Below are 13,338 nucleotides of genomic sequence, written 5' to 3' on the forward strand. Positions count from 1 at the left end.
GCCGGCGACGCGGCGGGTGCCGCGCGCCCGGCCGCCGCGCCCTGCGGGGCGGACGCCGACGTGGCGACGGGTCCTCCCTCGCGCTGCGCGGACGCGGTGCTCTTGGCCGCCGGGCGCCGGGGCGCGGCGCTCTTGGCCGTGGTGCGCCGGGCCGCGCCCTTGGCCCGTGGGGCGCGCTCGGCCGGGGGTCGCTCGGCGTCGCCCGGCTCGGGGGCCGCGGGCGGGTTCGGGGTGGGTGGGCTCGGGGCGCCCTCGGTGTTCTGGGCGGCGGCCTTGCCGCGGGCCGTGCGCCGGGGCGGCGCCGTCTCCTCGGGCTGGGTGCCCTGGGCTGCGGACGCGGTGGCGGTGTGGGCGGTGGTGGGGCTCAATGTGCTCGCTCCCCCATCAGACCGGCCGCACCCTTGGCGAGCATCGCGTCGGCGAGCTCGCGGCCCAGGCGCTCGGCCTGGGTGAGCTGCTCGGCGGTGGATGCCGGTACGGGACCGGTGGCGGACAGCTGCACCAGCGTCGCGCCGTCGAGCGTGCCGACGACGCCGCGCAGGCGCATTTCGGTGACTTCCTGCCCGGCGCCCGTGACGTCGGCCAGCGCGCCGACGGGCGCGCTGCATCCGGCCTCCAGGGCGGCGAGCAGCGTGCGCTCGGCGGCCACGGCGGCCCGCGTGTGCGGGTCGTCGAGCGCGGCGAGCGCGGTGGCGAGGTGCGCGTCGGACGTCGCGCACTCCACCGCCAGTGCCCCCTGCCCGGGTGCGGGCAGTACGGCGTCGGGGTCCAGGAGTTCGCTCGCCTCGCCGATCCGCCCCAGGCGGCTCAGCCCGGCGGCGGCCAGGACGACGGCGTCGAGTTCACCGGAACGGACGAACCCGATCCGGGTGTCGACGTTACCCCGGATGGGGACGGCCTCCAGGTGCGCGCCCAGCGCGCGGGCCCAGGCGTTCAACTGCGCCATGCGGCGCGGCGAGCCGGTGCCCACGCGGACGGGCGCGGCGGGCGAGCCCTGCGCGGCGAGCCGCTCGAAGCCGAGCCCGTCGCGGGCGATCAGCGCGTCCCTGGGGTCCTCGCGGGGCGGGACGGCGGCGATCGTCAGCTCGGGCGGCTGCTGGGTGGGCAGGTCCTTGAGCGAGTGCACGGCCAGGTCGATCGTCCCGGCGAGCAGGGCGTCGCGCAGCGCGGAGACGAACACGCCGGTGCCGCCGATCTGCGCGAGCTGCTCGCGGGAGACGTCGCCGTACGTGGTGATCTCCACGAGTTCGACGGGCCGCCCGGTGAGCCGGGTGACGCGCTCGGCGACCTGCCCGGACTGGGCCGTGGCGAGCCTGCTGCGCCGGGTGCCCAGGCGCAGCGGCGGCCCCTGGCCCGTGGGGTGGTCAGTGGGGGTGGGGCTCATGGCCGCTCCTGTTCGGCTTGCTGACAGCGGCGACCGTCTGCGGGTCGAGGTCGAAGAGTTCGCGCAGGGCCTCCGCGTAGCCCGCGCCGCCGGGTTCCCCGGCGAGCTGTTTGACGCGCACGGTCGGCGCGTGCAGCAGCTTGTCGACCACGCGGCGCACCGTCTGCGTGATCTCCGCGCGCTCCCGCTCCGCCAGGCCGGGCAGCCGCCCCTCCAGGCGGGCCATCTCGCTGGCGACGAGGTCGGAGGCCATCGTGCGCAGGGCGACGACGGTGGGCGTGATCGTCGCGGCCCGCTGGGCGGCGCCGAAGGCGGCCACCTCGTCGGCGACGATGCCGCGCACGGCGTCCACGTCAGCGGCCATCGGGGCGTCGGCCGCGGCCTCCGCGAGCGACTCGATGTCCACCAGGCGGGCGCCGTCGACCCGGTGCACGGCGGCGTCGATGTCGCGCGGCATCGCGAGGTCGAGCAGGGCCAGCGGGGTGTGCCGCTCCTCCACGGCCGCCTCCACGGCGGCCCGGGAGAGCACCAGCCCGGTGGCGCCGGTGCAGGAGACGACGACGTCGGCCGCGGCCAGCTCGGCGGGCACGTCCGCCATCGGCACCGCGCGGCCGCCGAGGGTGGTGGCCAGGCGCTCGGCGCGCTCCCGCGTCCTGTTGGCGATCACCAGTTCGGTGACACCGGCGCGCGCGAGCGTCGTCGCGGCCAGCGCCGACATGGAGCCGGCGCCGATGACCAGCGCGCTCTTGTCCTTCGCCCAGCGCTCGACGTCCAGCGGCTCACCGGGGCGTCCGGCGGCGAGCTGTTCGAGACCGAAGGTGACCAGGGACTGACCGGCCTTGTCGATCCCCGTCTCGCTGTGCGCCCGCTTGCCGACCCGCAGCGCCTGCTGGAACAGGTCGTTCAGCAGCCGCCCGGCGGTGTGCTGCTCCTGGCCGAGCGCGAGCGCGTCCTTGATCTGGCCGAGAATCTGCCCCTCGCCGACGACCATCGAGTCCAGGCCGCAGGCCACCGAGAACAGGTGGTGGACGGCGCGGTCCTCGTAGTGGACGTACAGGTAGGGCGTCAGCTCCTCCAGCGCCACGCCGCTGTGGCGCGCGAGCAGCGTGGACAGCTCGGCGACCCCGGCGTGGAACTTGTCCACGTCGGCGTACAGCTCGATGCGGTTGCAGGTGGACAGGGCCGCGGCCTCGGTGGCGGGCTCGGTGCCCACCACGTCCGCGAGCAGCGGTCCGCGCGCGTGCGGGGCGAGCGCGGCCCGCTCCAGCACGCTGACCGGGGCGCTGCGGTGGCTCAGACCGACGACGAGCAGGCTCATGCCGGCATCACGGCGGGGAAGTCCCCGTCAGGCCCTGCCTCGGTGTCGCCGCTCTTGCCGTCGGCCCGGCCCGGGTCGCGCCGCGTCACGGAGACGGCGGGCGGGGCGACCGGTGTTCCGGTGTCGGCCCCCGGCGGTTCGGCGTCCACGCCCTCCAGCTCACCGGCCTTGCGCTGCTCGTGGAAGGCGAGGATCTGCAGCTCTATGGAGAGGTCCACCTTGCGCACGTCCACCCCCTCGGGCACGGAGAGCACGGTGGGTGCGAAGTTCAGGATCGAGGTCACGCCAGCGGCCACCAGGCGGTCGCAGACCTGCTGCGCGGCCCCGGCGGGGGTGGCGATGACGCCGATGGAGACGCCGTTGTCGTCGACGATGCGCTCCAGCTCGTCGCTGTGCCGCACCTCGATGCCCGCGACGGGCTTGCCCGTCATCGCCGGGTCGGCGTCGATCAGGGAGGCGACGCGAAAGCCCCGGGAGGCGAACCCGCCGTAGTTGGCCAGCGCGGCGCCGAGGTTGCCGATACCGACGATGACGACCGGCCAGTCCTGGGTCAGCCCCAGCTCGCGGGAGATCTGGTAGACGAGGTACTCCACGTCGTACCCCACGCCCCGGGTGCCGTAGGAGCCGAGGTAGGAGAAGTCCTTGCGCAGCTTGGCCGAGTTCACGCCGGCCGCGGCGGCCAGCTCCTCCGAGGAGACCGTGGGGACCGAGCGCTCCGACAGCGCCGTCAGCGCCCGCAGGTACAGCGGAAGTCGGGCGACGGTAGCCTCGGGAATCCCTCGGCTGCGGGTCGCCGGTCGGTGGTTTCGGCCAGTTGCCACGTTGCTCCTGCCGGTTGCGCGAAGCGGTGAGCGGCCCTGTGCGCCGGGCGCGCCGGTACCGCTCCGTCCCGGACAGGCTATGCCTTTGTGAAAGCGTGCACAAAGATGGTGTCCGTTTTGTCCGCAGGAAGTGACCGGCGCCACACGCACCAATGGGGACACCCGCACACTCTCCTCACGTATAGCCCGCCGGCGGCAAAACGACCTTCGATGGTAAACCAGCCCCGCTCAGCCGCCCAGTGCCGCGCGCAGCCGGGCCGGGTCCACCCGCCAGAAGTCGTGCTGCGCCCCGTCGACGAGCACCACCGGGATCTGCTCCCAGTACCTGCGGTGCAGCTCGGCGTCCCGGGTGATGTCCCGCTCCTCCCAGGTCGCGCCCGTCTCCGCGCACACGCGCTCGATCACGGCGCGGGCGTCGTCGCACAGGTGGCAGCCGGGCTTGCCGATGAGCGTCACGGTCTTCACCGACCGGTCGGGGGTGTCCATGAGCACCATTGTCCCGCCCGACGAGGACGGTCCATCCCGTCGTCACCGGACCGATGCGCCGCACTGGCTATCCTCGTCGCATGGGCGCACTGGCATGGCTCACCCCCCGTAAGCGCGCGGCGACCGAGGCGAGCGTCCTGGCGGGCGAGGCCGCGGCGGAGGCCGCGCGGAAGACCGAGCGCCCCGAACCCGACTTCCCCGTCGCCGGGGACACCCGCGCCGCCGCCTTCTTCGACCTGGACAACACGGTCATGCAGGGCGCCGCGCTGTTCCACTTCGGCCGCGGCCTCTACAAGCGCCGGTTCTTCCACACCCGCGAGCTGGCCCGGTTCGCCTGGCAGCAGGCCTACTTCCGGCTCGCCGGCGCGGAGAACGCCGAGCACATGGCCGACGTCCGCAGCAGCGCGCTGTCCATCGTCAAGGGCCACCGCGTCGACGAGCTCGTGGCCATCGGCGAGGAGATCTACGACGAGTACATGGCCGGCCGCATCTGGCCCGGCACCCGCGCGCTCGCCCAGGCCCACCTGGACGCGGGCCAGAAGGTGTGGCTGGTGACGGCCGCGCCGGTGGAGACGGCCACGCTCATCGCCGCGCGGCTGGGGCTCACCGGCGCGCTCGGCACGGTGGCCGAGTCCGTCGACGGCGTCTACACCGGCCGCCTCGTCGGCGAACCGCTGCACGGGCCCGCCAAGGCGGAGGCGGTGCGCGCGCTGGCGGTCGCCGAGGACCTGGACCTGGCGCGCTGCGCCGCCTACAGCGACTCGGCCAACGACATCCCCATGCTCTCGCTGGTCGGCCACCCCTACGCCATCAACCCCGACAGCCGGCTCCGGGTCCACGCCCGGGACAACGGCTGGCGCCTGCGGGACTACCGCACCGGGCGCAAGGCGGCCAGGGTCGGCCTGCCCGCGGCGGCCGGCGTCGGCGCGGTCGCCGGCGGCGCGGCGGCGGCCGCGGCGATCCGCCGCCGCCGCTGACCCCGGCCCCCGCCCCGCGCGCACCGCTCCCCGCGCCGCGCGCCGCGCACCGACCCTCCGGGGGCCCGGCGGCCTCTCGGCCGGTCGGCGCGCCGCCCGGGGTGACCGCCGGGCTTCCCGCGCACCCACCGCCGCCCGGCGCCGCGCGCGAAGGGTAGGGCACCACCCCGTCACTCCACCGGAGTCGGACGGAAATCGACCGGACTACGCGAGAAAACGGTCAACTCCCGTCGCGTGTTCGATAACCGAGCGAACCGCAAACCGCGACAGACCAAACCGAATCGATGATTTAGGCAACTACGCGTAGCGCGGTCAGCACGAAGGGTTATTCTCCTCAGACGCAATCCGGTGCCAGACGTCCCGCCATCGGACGGTCGGTCCCGCACTGCACGTGATGGAAGTTCTGCCTCTGGGAGTCCCGTGTACCCACACGTCGGGGTTGACGCCTCGGGCCTGGCCAGGCTGCGCGCGACGGTCGCCGACCGGCTGCGCGCACTCGTCCCCGTCCCCGCCGCCAGCGCCGTGCCGGCCTTCGCCGGAGCCGTCCCCACCCCCGCACGCCCCGCCTTCGCCCTCGCCGACGGCGTCGTCAGCGCGGTGCCCGCCACCTCGCTGGGCAGACGGAGCCGCACCGGGGCCGCGGGCTCCACCGCCCGACGGCCCACGGACAGCGACAGCCGCCGGATGATGGATCTGGTGGAGCGGGCGCAGGAGGGCGACACCGACGCCTTCGGCCAGCTCTACGACCAGTACTCGGACACCGTCTACCGGTACATCTACTACCGCGTGGGCGGCCGCGCGACGGCCGAGGACCTCACCAGCGAGACCTTCCTGCGCGCCCTGCGCCGCATCGGCACCTTCACCTGGCAGGGCCGCGACTTCGGCGCCTGGCTGGTGACGATCGCCCGGAACCTGGTGGCCGACCACTTCAAGTCCAGCCGCTTCCGCCTGGAGGTCACCACCGGGGAGATGCTGGACGCCAACGAGGTCGAGCGCAGCCCCGAGGACTCCGTCCTGGAGTCCCTGTCCAAAGACGCCCTGCTCGCCGCCGTCCGACGGCTCAACCCGCAGCAGCAGGAGTGCGTGACGCTGCGCTTCCTGCACGGCCTGTCGGTGGCCGAGACGGCCCGGATCATGGGCAAGAACGAGGGCGCGATCAAGACGTTGCAGTACCGCGCCGTCCGCACCCTGGCCCGGCTCCTGCCGGATGACGTCCGCTGACCGGGCGCCCCGGCCGCCCCTCGCCGCCCCGGCCGCACCTGTCCCCGCCTCCGTCCCTTTACCCGAGCACCTCCCCGGTCCCGTTCCCGAGCACGTCCCCGCCACGCTCCGTCGACACCGAGCCACGACCGATGACCTCTCCGTCATGTTCTTCCGCACATCGCGGCTTTTCCGTAACCCGGATGCGTCGCCGCTCGTTGGGGGGTGTGCAGGCTCCCCGCGGTATCGCGCGGTCCATCCCGTGTCACTCGATCGGGTGGTTCGGCGCGGGCCGCGCAACCCGCCGTACGGTGCCGGGAGTCAACCGTGCTGACGTAAGGAGGTGCCGCCCGTGATCGGCTCCGTATCGACGACCCGGCGGGCCAACGCCTTCGCCCAGGCCCTCGACGAGCGAGCGAGCGCGACGGCGGGCGACACCGCCGACGCCGCCCCGCCGCCCGACGCGGCCCCGCCCGGCGCGCACCGTGCGCCGAGCCCGGGCGGGGCAGCGGACGAGGCCGAGCGCGGCGTCCTGCTCGCGCTCACCGAGGACCTGGCCGCCCTGCCCGCCCCGGAGCTGGACCCCGAGGTGAAGGCCGTCCAGCGGGCGCAGCTCATCGCCGCGATGGAGACCCAGTTCGCCCACGGCGGCGCGGCGGTCCCCGAGCAGCGCGGCCGCTCCCGCAAGGGCGCCCACCGGGCCACGGCCCCGCTCGGCCGCATCCGCCCGCGCACCCGGCTCGGCAAGGGGCTGGCGGCCGGCGGGCTGACGGTCGGCGTGGCCGCCGGGGCGCTCAGCGGCGTGGCGGCGGCCAGCACCGACGCCCTGCCCGGCGACACCCTCTACGGCCTCAAGCGCGGCATGGAGGACCTCAAGCTGGACCTGGCCGGGGACGACGCCGAGCGCGGCGTCGTCCACCTCGACCACGCCTCCACCCGGCTCAACGAGGCCCGCCGCCTCCTGGAGCGCGACCGTGCCGGGGCGCTCGACCACCAGTCGCTCACCGAGGTGCGCGGCGCGCTCACCGCGATGCGGGTCAACGCGGCCGAGGGCCATCGCCTGCTCAGCGGCGTCTACGAGCGTGACGGCAGCCTGGGGCCGATGCGCTCGCTGTCCGCCTTCGCCCAGTCCCACCGCACCACGTGGGCGCAACTGCGCGACCGCCTCCCGGCCCAGTTGCACGACGTGAGCGACGAGGTGACGTCGGTCTTCGACGCCATAAGCGACGACGTGGAGCCCATCGAGGATCTGCTGCCCTCCACCGAGCCGCGCACCGCACCCCCCGGGTCGGCCGGCCCCGGCTCGGACGACGGCACCGGCGCGGGCCGGGACGGCGCCCCCTCCTCCCCCCGCGGCGACGCCGGCCCCGGCTCCGGCCCGGCGTCACCGCCCGTGGAGGAGCGCTCCCCCGACGGCCGCGAGGCCCCGAGCCCGTCCACCCCCGGCGGGGACGGCGGCGAGCCGGAGGACGGCGGCCTCCTCGGCGGCCCCGGGCTGCTCGACCCGCCGCGCACCGGCGCGCCGGGCGACGGCGAACGCCCGGGCCCCTCCGGGCTCCCCACGCCGGACATCACCATCCCGCCGCTGCTCCCCGGCGGCCTTCCCGGCCTGGGCCTGGACGTCGGCGAGGAGTGACGCGCCTCCCGTCCGCCCGCGCCGGGCGCACGGGAGGCGTGGCCGCGCCCGGCCGTCGGACGAGCCCCGACCGCGGACGCCGCCCGATGGAGGGGGCCCGGGAGATCCCTCAGAAGAACACCGAGCGGCGCTGGACCAGCAGCTTGTAGAGCGTGTGCTGGATCTTCTCGCGCACCTGGTCGGTCAGGTGGAACATCAGCACCGGGTCGTCGGCGGCCTCCGGTTCGTACCCGTCCGTCGGGATCGGCTCGCCGAACTGGATCGTCCACTTCGTCGGTAGCGGCACCGCCCCCAGCGGCCCGAGCCAGGGGAACGTCGGCGTGAGCGGGAAGTAGGGCAGCCCCAGCAGCCGCGCGAGCGTACGGGCGTTGCCGAGCATCGGGTGGATCTCCTCCGCGCCGACGATGGAGCACGGGACGATCGGCACCCCCGCCCGCAGCGCCGTGGAGACGAACCCGCCGCGCCCGAAGCGCTGGAGCTTGTAGCGGTCGGCGAACGGCTTGCCGACGCCCTTGAAGCCCTCCGGCATCACGCCGACCACCTCACCGCGCGTCAGGAGCCGCTCGGCGTCCTCCGCGCAGGCCAGCGTGTGCCCGGCCTTGCGGGCCAGCTCGCCGACGACGGGGAGCACGAACACCAGGTCGGCGGCGAGCAGGCGCAGGTGACGGCCGGCCGGATGGTGGTCGTGCACGGCGACCTGGAGCATCAGCCCGTCCCACGGCAGCGTGCCGGAGTGGTTGGCGACGACGAGCGCGCCGCCGTCCGCCGGGATGTTCTCGATGCCGCGCACCTCGACGCGGAAGTAGGCGTCGTAGACGGGCCGCAGGAGCGACATGAGCACCTGCTCGGTCAGCTCCGCGTCGTACCCGAAGTCGTCCACCTCGTACTCGCCGGTGAGGCGGCGCCGCAGGAAGGACAGGCCGCGCGCGGCACGCCGGTCCCACTCGTCCCCCAGGAGCCGCTCCAGCGCTCCCGGCCGCGCCACCGCGCCCGGCCCCCGGCCGCCGCCGGGCGTGGACGCCGGGCCGCCCTCCGCCGCGCCGCCTTCCGCGCCGGACGGCCGCTCCCGGGACCGCTCCGCCAGCGGGCCGCGCCGCGCCGGCCGGGCGGCGGACGCCTGCTCGCCCACCGAGGCCAGCGCCCCGCGCTTCGTCCGCCGCGCGCCGCGCGCCCGGTCGTCGTCGAAGGGGATGACCTTGGCGTCAGCCATGGCGGACGGCCTCCTGGAGTCGGTCGACGGCCCGGTGCACGGTGCTGGGCGGCAGCGGTCCGGGGCCGTGCACGCGGATGAAGTCGGCGAGCGCGTCGGCGGTGGTGTACTCGGGCTCGAAGCCCAGGATGGCGCGCATCGCGGTGGTGTCCACCACCCGCCCGTGGGTCAGCAGCCGCACGTGCTCGGGGGAGATCTCGCGCGCGCCCACACCGCGCAGGGCCGCACCCGCCCAGGTGAGCGCGGGCAGCGGCAGCGGCAGCGTGGGACGGCCGAGACGGCGCGCGCACTGCGAGAGCACCACCACGCCGTCGCCCGCGATGTTGAACGTGCCCGCGGCCAGGCTGCCGCGCCGGGGCTCCCCCGCCGCCAGCGCCAGCACGGCGAGGGCGTCGTCCTCGTGCACGAACTGCAGCCGCGGGTCGTAGCCGAAGACGGTGGGCAGCACGGGCAGCGTGAGGTACTCGGCCAGCGGCGACCCGGCGCGCGCGCCCAGGACGTCGGCGAAGCGCAGCACGGTCACGGCGATGTCGGGGCGGCGCCGGGCGAACCCGCGCACGTAGCCCTCGACTTCCAGGAGGTCCTTGGCGAAGCCGCCGCCGGGCAGCTCCTTGGGCACGGTCGTCTCCCGGCACACCGCCGGGTCGCGCGGCGCACCGCCGTAGACGTGGGTGCTGGACTTCACCACCAGCCGCCGGACGGCGGGCGCCTTCTGGCACGCCCCGAGGAGCTGCATGGTGCCGATGACGTTGGCTTCCTTGACCGCCGCCCGGCTGCCGCGGCGCACCGGTGGCGTGGCGTTGACGTCGAGGTGGACGACGGTGTCCACGGAGCGCTCCACGAGGAGCTTGCCGACCGCGGGGTGTTGGATGTCGGCCCGCACGAACTCGGCCGCCCCCAGCCGGTGGGCGGGCGGCTCGGTGTCGACGGCGAGGACGAGGTCGACGTCCGGCTCGCGCTGGACGCGTCGCACGAACCGACCGGCCAGCGGCCGGGCGGCTCCGGTGACGAGAACGACCCTGCCCACATTCCCTCCCGCGTCCCGGGGGCGGTGCGACATCCCCGGCCACCGTATCGGCTGAACGTTTCGCCTGCCGCGACCCACCGGCTCGTGCGCGCCCCTGCGGACGGTACGCGCCGCACCGGACGGTACGCGCCGCTCGGGACGGTGCGGACGACGGCCGCCCGGTCGGCACACGCGGCGCGGCGCGGACGACGACCGGCACACACCCGCCGCGAGCGGCGCGTGGTGGCGGCGGCACGTGACGGCGGCGCGTGGTGCGCGCACGCTGCGCGGACCCACCGGAGCAGGAGGCGGAGTTCGGACGGCGCCGTGCGACGGCCCGCGGGAGGTGGCGTGCTCGGCGCCGCGGCCGTCCGCGCGCGCCACCCCCGGAAACGCCGCGGCCCTCCCGGGTCGCGGAAGACGCGACGGGGAGGGCCACGGAGGGTTCGGCCTTACGGCCGGCGCGTGCGGCGCTCGCTCACTTCTTGTTGCGGCGCTGCACACGCGTGCGCTTGAGCAGCTTGCGGTGCTTCTTCTTGGCCATCCGCTTACGCCGCTTCTTGATAACAGAGCCCACGACTACCCTCGCTCACTTGATCACTCGGTGCGGGGCGTCCGAGCCCACACTACCTACGTTGGCCCAGCCTACCCGGCACTGGCGGCTGGCCGTGAATCGAGGGGGGCTCCCAGCCGGCGTCAGGCGCTTTCCACCCCCACATACGATTGCTGGAGGTACTCGTGGACGGCGTTCTCGGGCACGCGGAACGACCGGCCCACGCGAATGGCCGGCAGATGACCGCTGTGCACCAGCCGGTACACGGTCATCTTGGAAACCCGCATCACCGCGGCGACTTCCGCCACGGTCAGAAAGTTGACCTCGCTGAGAGGCTTCTCGCCAGCAGCCATGTCACACCTGAACCTTTCGCACATGTCGGGCACCGGCTTCCCCTCCGATGCACCTGCTCGCATGCGCGCTCCTCCCCAGATTAGGGGCGGGTGATGCAAGTGGGGAAGAGGAGTAGCGATCGGTCTCCTACTGTGACAGACGGGCCCGATTGAGTACATAGCGCGTGAGCGGCAGGTAGTGGACCCGCGCCACAGCGTCATCGAGGGGCACGGCCACGCGCACGGTGCCCTCGGCCTCCGCGACGAACGGCGCGGGGTCGGCCGTGCCCGCCGGTCCGACCGCGTCGATACCGAGCTGACCTGCGCCGCAGAGCCAGCCGTGGTCACCGATCACCAGCTCCGGCACCCCCGCTCCGGCCGCCGCCAGGTCCGCGAGCGCCACCCGGAGCGGCAGGGGGGAGCGGCAGGGGGCACCCGGCGCATCGGGGGCGCACGGAAGCCCGTTCCCGCGCACCAATGCGACTCCTCGTACCGCGGTGAGGGTGTGCGCGCGCGGTCCGCCGGGGGCGGGCACGGCCACGCCACGGCCCTGCCGGGGCGTCAGCACCCGGCAGCCGGCGGCCTCCAGGGCGGCGGCCAGCGCCCCGAAGAAGTCCAGCAGCGACCGGGGCCGCCCCGTGCCGAGCAGCACGGCGGCCCGGCGGCGGGCGGCCGCGCCCAGCCGGTCCGCGAACGCGTCGAGCGCGTCGACGGTACGGGCGGGATCGATCCGGCAGCCGGACGCGGCCACCGCGTCCGGAGACGTGCCGCACCGCTCGGCGACGAGGCCGACCAGCTCCACCACGCTCCACCGTCCGCGCGGCTCCAGGCCCAGCAGGGCACGCGGGTCCCGCGCGGCGAAGAGGCGGTACCGGTCCAGCCGGCCGCCGTCGGGGCGGCCGGGCTCCGCCACCGCACCGGGCGGGGCGGCCGAGGCGAGATGGGCCCGCAGGGCGTCGCTGCTCAACACCCTGCGTATGGTGCCGGTTGACCCGGCGCCAGGGGGCGGAACGCGTCCGCGTCACCCGATGCGGTGGGGCACGGCCGGGCCGGTCCGGGCGCCCCGGGCGGTGCGGTGGCCGCAGCCGCGTGCCCCACCGGGTGTCAGGGCAGCAGGCCGTGGGCCGGGAAGACGGCGCGGCGCGCGGCGAGCACCGCCTGGTCCAGCGCGTCGGCCGGGTCGTAGCCGGACGTCTCCCAGTCCCGCCACGTCGGCTCGCGACCGTCGGTCATCCGTCGCGGGGCGTCCTGCCGCGTGGCCGCGTAGACGGCCTGGCGCCACTCCTCGGGCACGGGCGTCTCCGGCGCGATCGGCTCCCCTGCGGCGATGGCCACCAGGTGCGTCCACGTGCGCGGTACGACGTCGACGACCGCGTACCCCCCGCCGCCGAGCGCGAGCCAGCGCCCCTCGGCGTACGCGTGCGCCCAGTCGTGCAGCGCGCTCGCGGCGGCCCGTTGGGCGTCGACGGTCACCGCCAGGTGCGCCAGCGGGTCCTCCAGGTGCGTGTCCGCGCCGTGCTGGGTGACCAGCACCGTCGGCCGGAACGCCGCCAGCAGTTCCGGGACGACCGCGTGCAGGGCCCGCAGCCACCCCGCGTCCGCGATCCCGGGCGGCAGGGCGACGTTGACCGCGGAGCCCTCGGCCCGCGCGCCGCCGGACTCCTCGGGCCAGCCGGTGCCCGGGAACAGGACGCGCGGGTGCTCGTGGAGCGAGATCGTCAGCACCCGGGGGTCGTCCCAGAACGCCGCCTGCACCCCGTCGCCGTGGTGTACGTCGACGTCGACGTAGGCGACGCGTTCCGCCCCCAGCTCCAGCAGCCGGGCGATGGCCAGGGCGGCGTCGTTGTAGACGCAGAAGCCCGCCGCCGAGCCCGGCATGGCGTGGTGGAGCCCGCCGGCGAAGTTGACGGCGTGCCGCGCCGCACCCCGCCAGATCGCGTCGGCGGCCCCGAGCGACTGCCCGGCGATGAGCGCCGAGGCCTCGTGCATGCCGGCGAAGGCCGGGTCGTCCTCGGTGCCGAGCCCGTAGGAGCCGTCGGCCAGCGAGGGGTCGGCGGAGATTTTGCGCACGGCGTCGACGTAGTCGGCGCGGTGGACGAGCCCGAGCGTGGAGGGCCCGGCGGAGGGGGCCGCCACCACCTCGGCCCGGCGATCCAGGCCGAAGGCCCGGACGAGGCGCATGGTCAGGTCGAGACGAACCGGGTCCATGGGGTGCCCGGAACCGAAGTCGTACCCGGTCACCGCGTCGTCCCACATCACACGTGCTGTGCCGCTCATGCCGCCACCGTATCGACCGCGGATGGCACAAAAAAGAGTTGTGGCCCATGCCACACGGCATGGGCCACAACTCATAAAATTTGTTCGGCGGCGTCCTACTCTCCCACACACTCCCGCATGCAGTACCATCGGCGCTGA

13 protein-coding genes are annotated in these 13,338 nt (G+C 75.2%); 3 read left to right on the forward strand and 10 right to left on the reverse strand.

Annotated elements, in window-relative coordinates:
- Nucleotides 1-364: 364 nt before the first annotated feature.
- The 4 genes from hemC to OSB71_RS08525 form a co-directional block, all read right to left on the reverse strand.
- Nucleotides 365-1,384 carry a hydroxymethylbilane synthase gene (gene hemC / locus OSB71_RS08510; RefSeq protein ID WP_265946012.1) on the reverse strand — a complete coding sequence of 340 codons (1,020 nt, stop codon included), beginning with the start codon at nucleotides 1,382-1,384 and terminating at the stop codon, nucleotides 365-367.
- Nucleotides 1,365-2,702 (reverse strand): glutamyl-tRNA reductase, encoded by a 1,338-nt coding sequence (locus OSB71_RS08515; protein WP_265946014.1) that lies wholly within the window; start codon nucleotides 2,700-2,702, stop codon nucleotides 1,365-1,367. The genes hemC and OSB71_RS08515 overlap by 20 nt, the downstream gene beginning before the upstream one ends.
- Complete coding sequence (locus tag OSB71_RS08520) at nucleotides 2,699-3,523, reverse strand: redox-sensing transcriptional repressor Rex (protein ID WP_265946016.1); 825 nt, start codon at nucleotides 3,521-3,523, stop codon at nucleotides 2,699-2,701. The genes OSB71_RS08515 and OSB71_RS08520 overlap by 4 nt, the downstream gene beginning before the upstream one ends.
- Nucleotides 3,524-3,751: 228 nt before the next feature.
- Nucleotides 3,752-4,009 carry a glutaredoxin family protein gene (locus tag OSB71_RS08525; protein ID WP_265946018.1) on the reverse strand — a complete coding sequence of 86 codons (258 nt, stop codon included), beginning with the start codon at nucleotides 4,007-4,009 and terminating at the stop codon, nucleotides 3,752-3,754.
- Between the two features lie 80 nt (nucleotides 4,010-4,089).
- Between OSB71_RS08525 and OSB71_RS08530 the strand changes: the two genes are divergently transcribed.
- From OSB71_RS08530 to OSB71_RS08540, 3 genes are all read left to right on the forward strand, one after another.
- On the forward strand, nucleotides 4,090-4,986 hold the full coding sequence (locus OSB71_RS08530; RefSeq protein ID WP_265946020.1) for an HAD family hydrolase: 897 nt from the start codon (nucleotides 4,090-4,092) through the stop codon (nucleotides 4,984-4,986).
- A 420-nt stretch (nucleotides 4,987-5,406) separates the two neighbouring features.
- Nucleotides 5,407-6,207 carry an ECF subfamily RNA polymerase sigma factor, BldN family gene (locus OSB71_RS08535; RefSeq protein WP_265946022.1) on the forward strand — a complete coding sequence of 267 codons (801 nt, stop codon included), beginning with the start codon at nucleotides 5,407-5,409 and terminating at the stop codon, nucleotides 6,205-6,207.
- Between the two features lie 331 nt (nucleotides 6,208-6,538).
- Nucleotides 6,539-7,822 (forward strand): DUF5667 domain-containing protein, encoded by a 1,284-nt coding sequence (locus OSB71_RS08540; protein WP_265946024.1) that lies wholly within the window; start codon nucleotides 6,539-6,541, stop codon nucleotides 7,820-7,822.
- A 109-nt stretch (nucleotides 7,823-7,931) separates the two neighbouring features.
- On the opposite strand, the gene OSB71_RS08545 is transcribed toward OSB71_RS08540, so the two are convergent.
- From OSB71_RS08545 to OSB71_RS08570, 6 genes are all read right to left on the reverse strand, one after another.
- Nucleotides 7,932-9,032, reverse strand: a complete 1,101-nt coding sequence (locus tag OSB71_RS08545) for a lysophospholipid acyltransferase family protein (protein ID WP_265946026.1) — start codon at nucleotides 9,030-9,032, stop codon at nucleotides 7,932-7,934.
- Complete coding sequence (locus tag OSB71_RS08550) at nucleotides 9,025-10,059, reverse strand: NAD-dependent epimerase/dehydratase family protein (RefSeq protein WP_265946027.1); 1,035 nt, start codon at nucleotides 10,057-10,059, stop codon at nucleotides 9,025-9,027. The genes OSB71_RS08545 and OSB71_RS08550 overlap by 8 nt, the downstream gene beginning before the upstream one ends.
- Nucleotides 10,060-10,516: 457 nt before the next feature.
- A complete protein-coding gene (locus OSB71_RS08555) occupies nucleotides 10,517-10,615 on the reverse strand; it encodes a 30S ribosomal protein bS22 (RefSeq protein ID WP_003948845.1) in 99 nt (32 codons plus the stop codon).
- 119 nt (nucleotides 10,616-10,734) lie between these two features.
- Nucleotides 10,735-10,944, reverse strand: coding sequence for a helix-turn-helix domain-containing protein (locus OSB71_RS08560; RefSeq protein ID WP_191211255.1), 210 nt, complete (start codon nucleotides 10,942-10,944; stop codon nucleotides 10,735-10,737).
- Nucleotides 10,945-11,071: 127 nt separating this feature from the next.
- Entirely contained in the window at nucleotides 11,072-11,893 is an 822-nt protein-coding gene (locus OSB71_RS08565) for a phosphatase (protein ID WP_265946059.1), read from the reverse strand.
- 134 nt (nucleotides 11,894-12,027) lie between these two features.
- Nucleotides 12,028-13,200 carry an acetoin utilization protein AcuC gene (locus tag OSB71_RS08570; protein WP_265946061.1) on the reverse strand — a complete coding sequence of 391 codons (1,173 nt, stop codon included), beginning with the start codon at nucleotides 13,198-13,200 and terminating at the stop codon, nucleotides 12,028-12,030.
- Between the last annotated feature and the right edge of the window lie 138 nt (nucleotides 13,201-13,338).

Origin of the sequence: Streptomyces marinisediminis, assembly GCF_026262575.1 — a bacterium.
Taxonomy (GTDB): Bacteria; Actinomycetota; Actinomycetes; order Streptomycetales; family Streptomycetaceae; genus Streptomyces; species Streptomyces marinisediminis.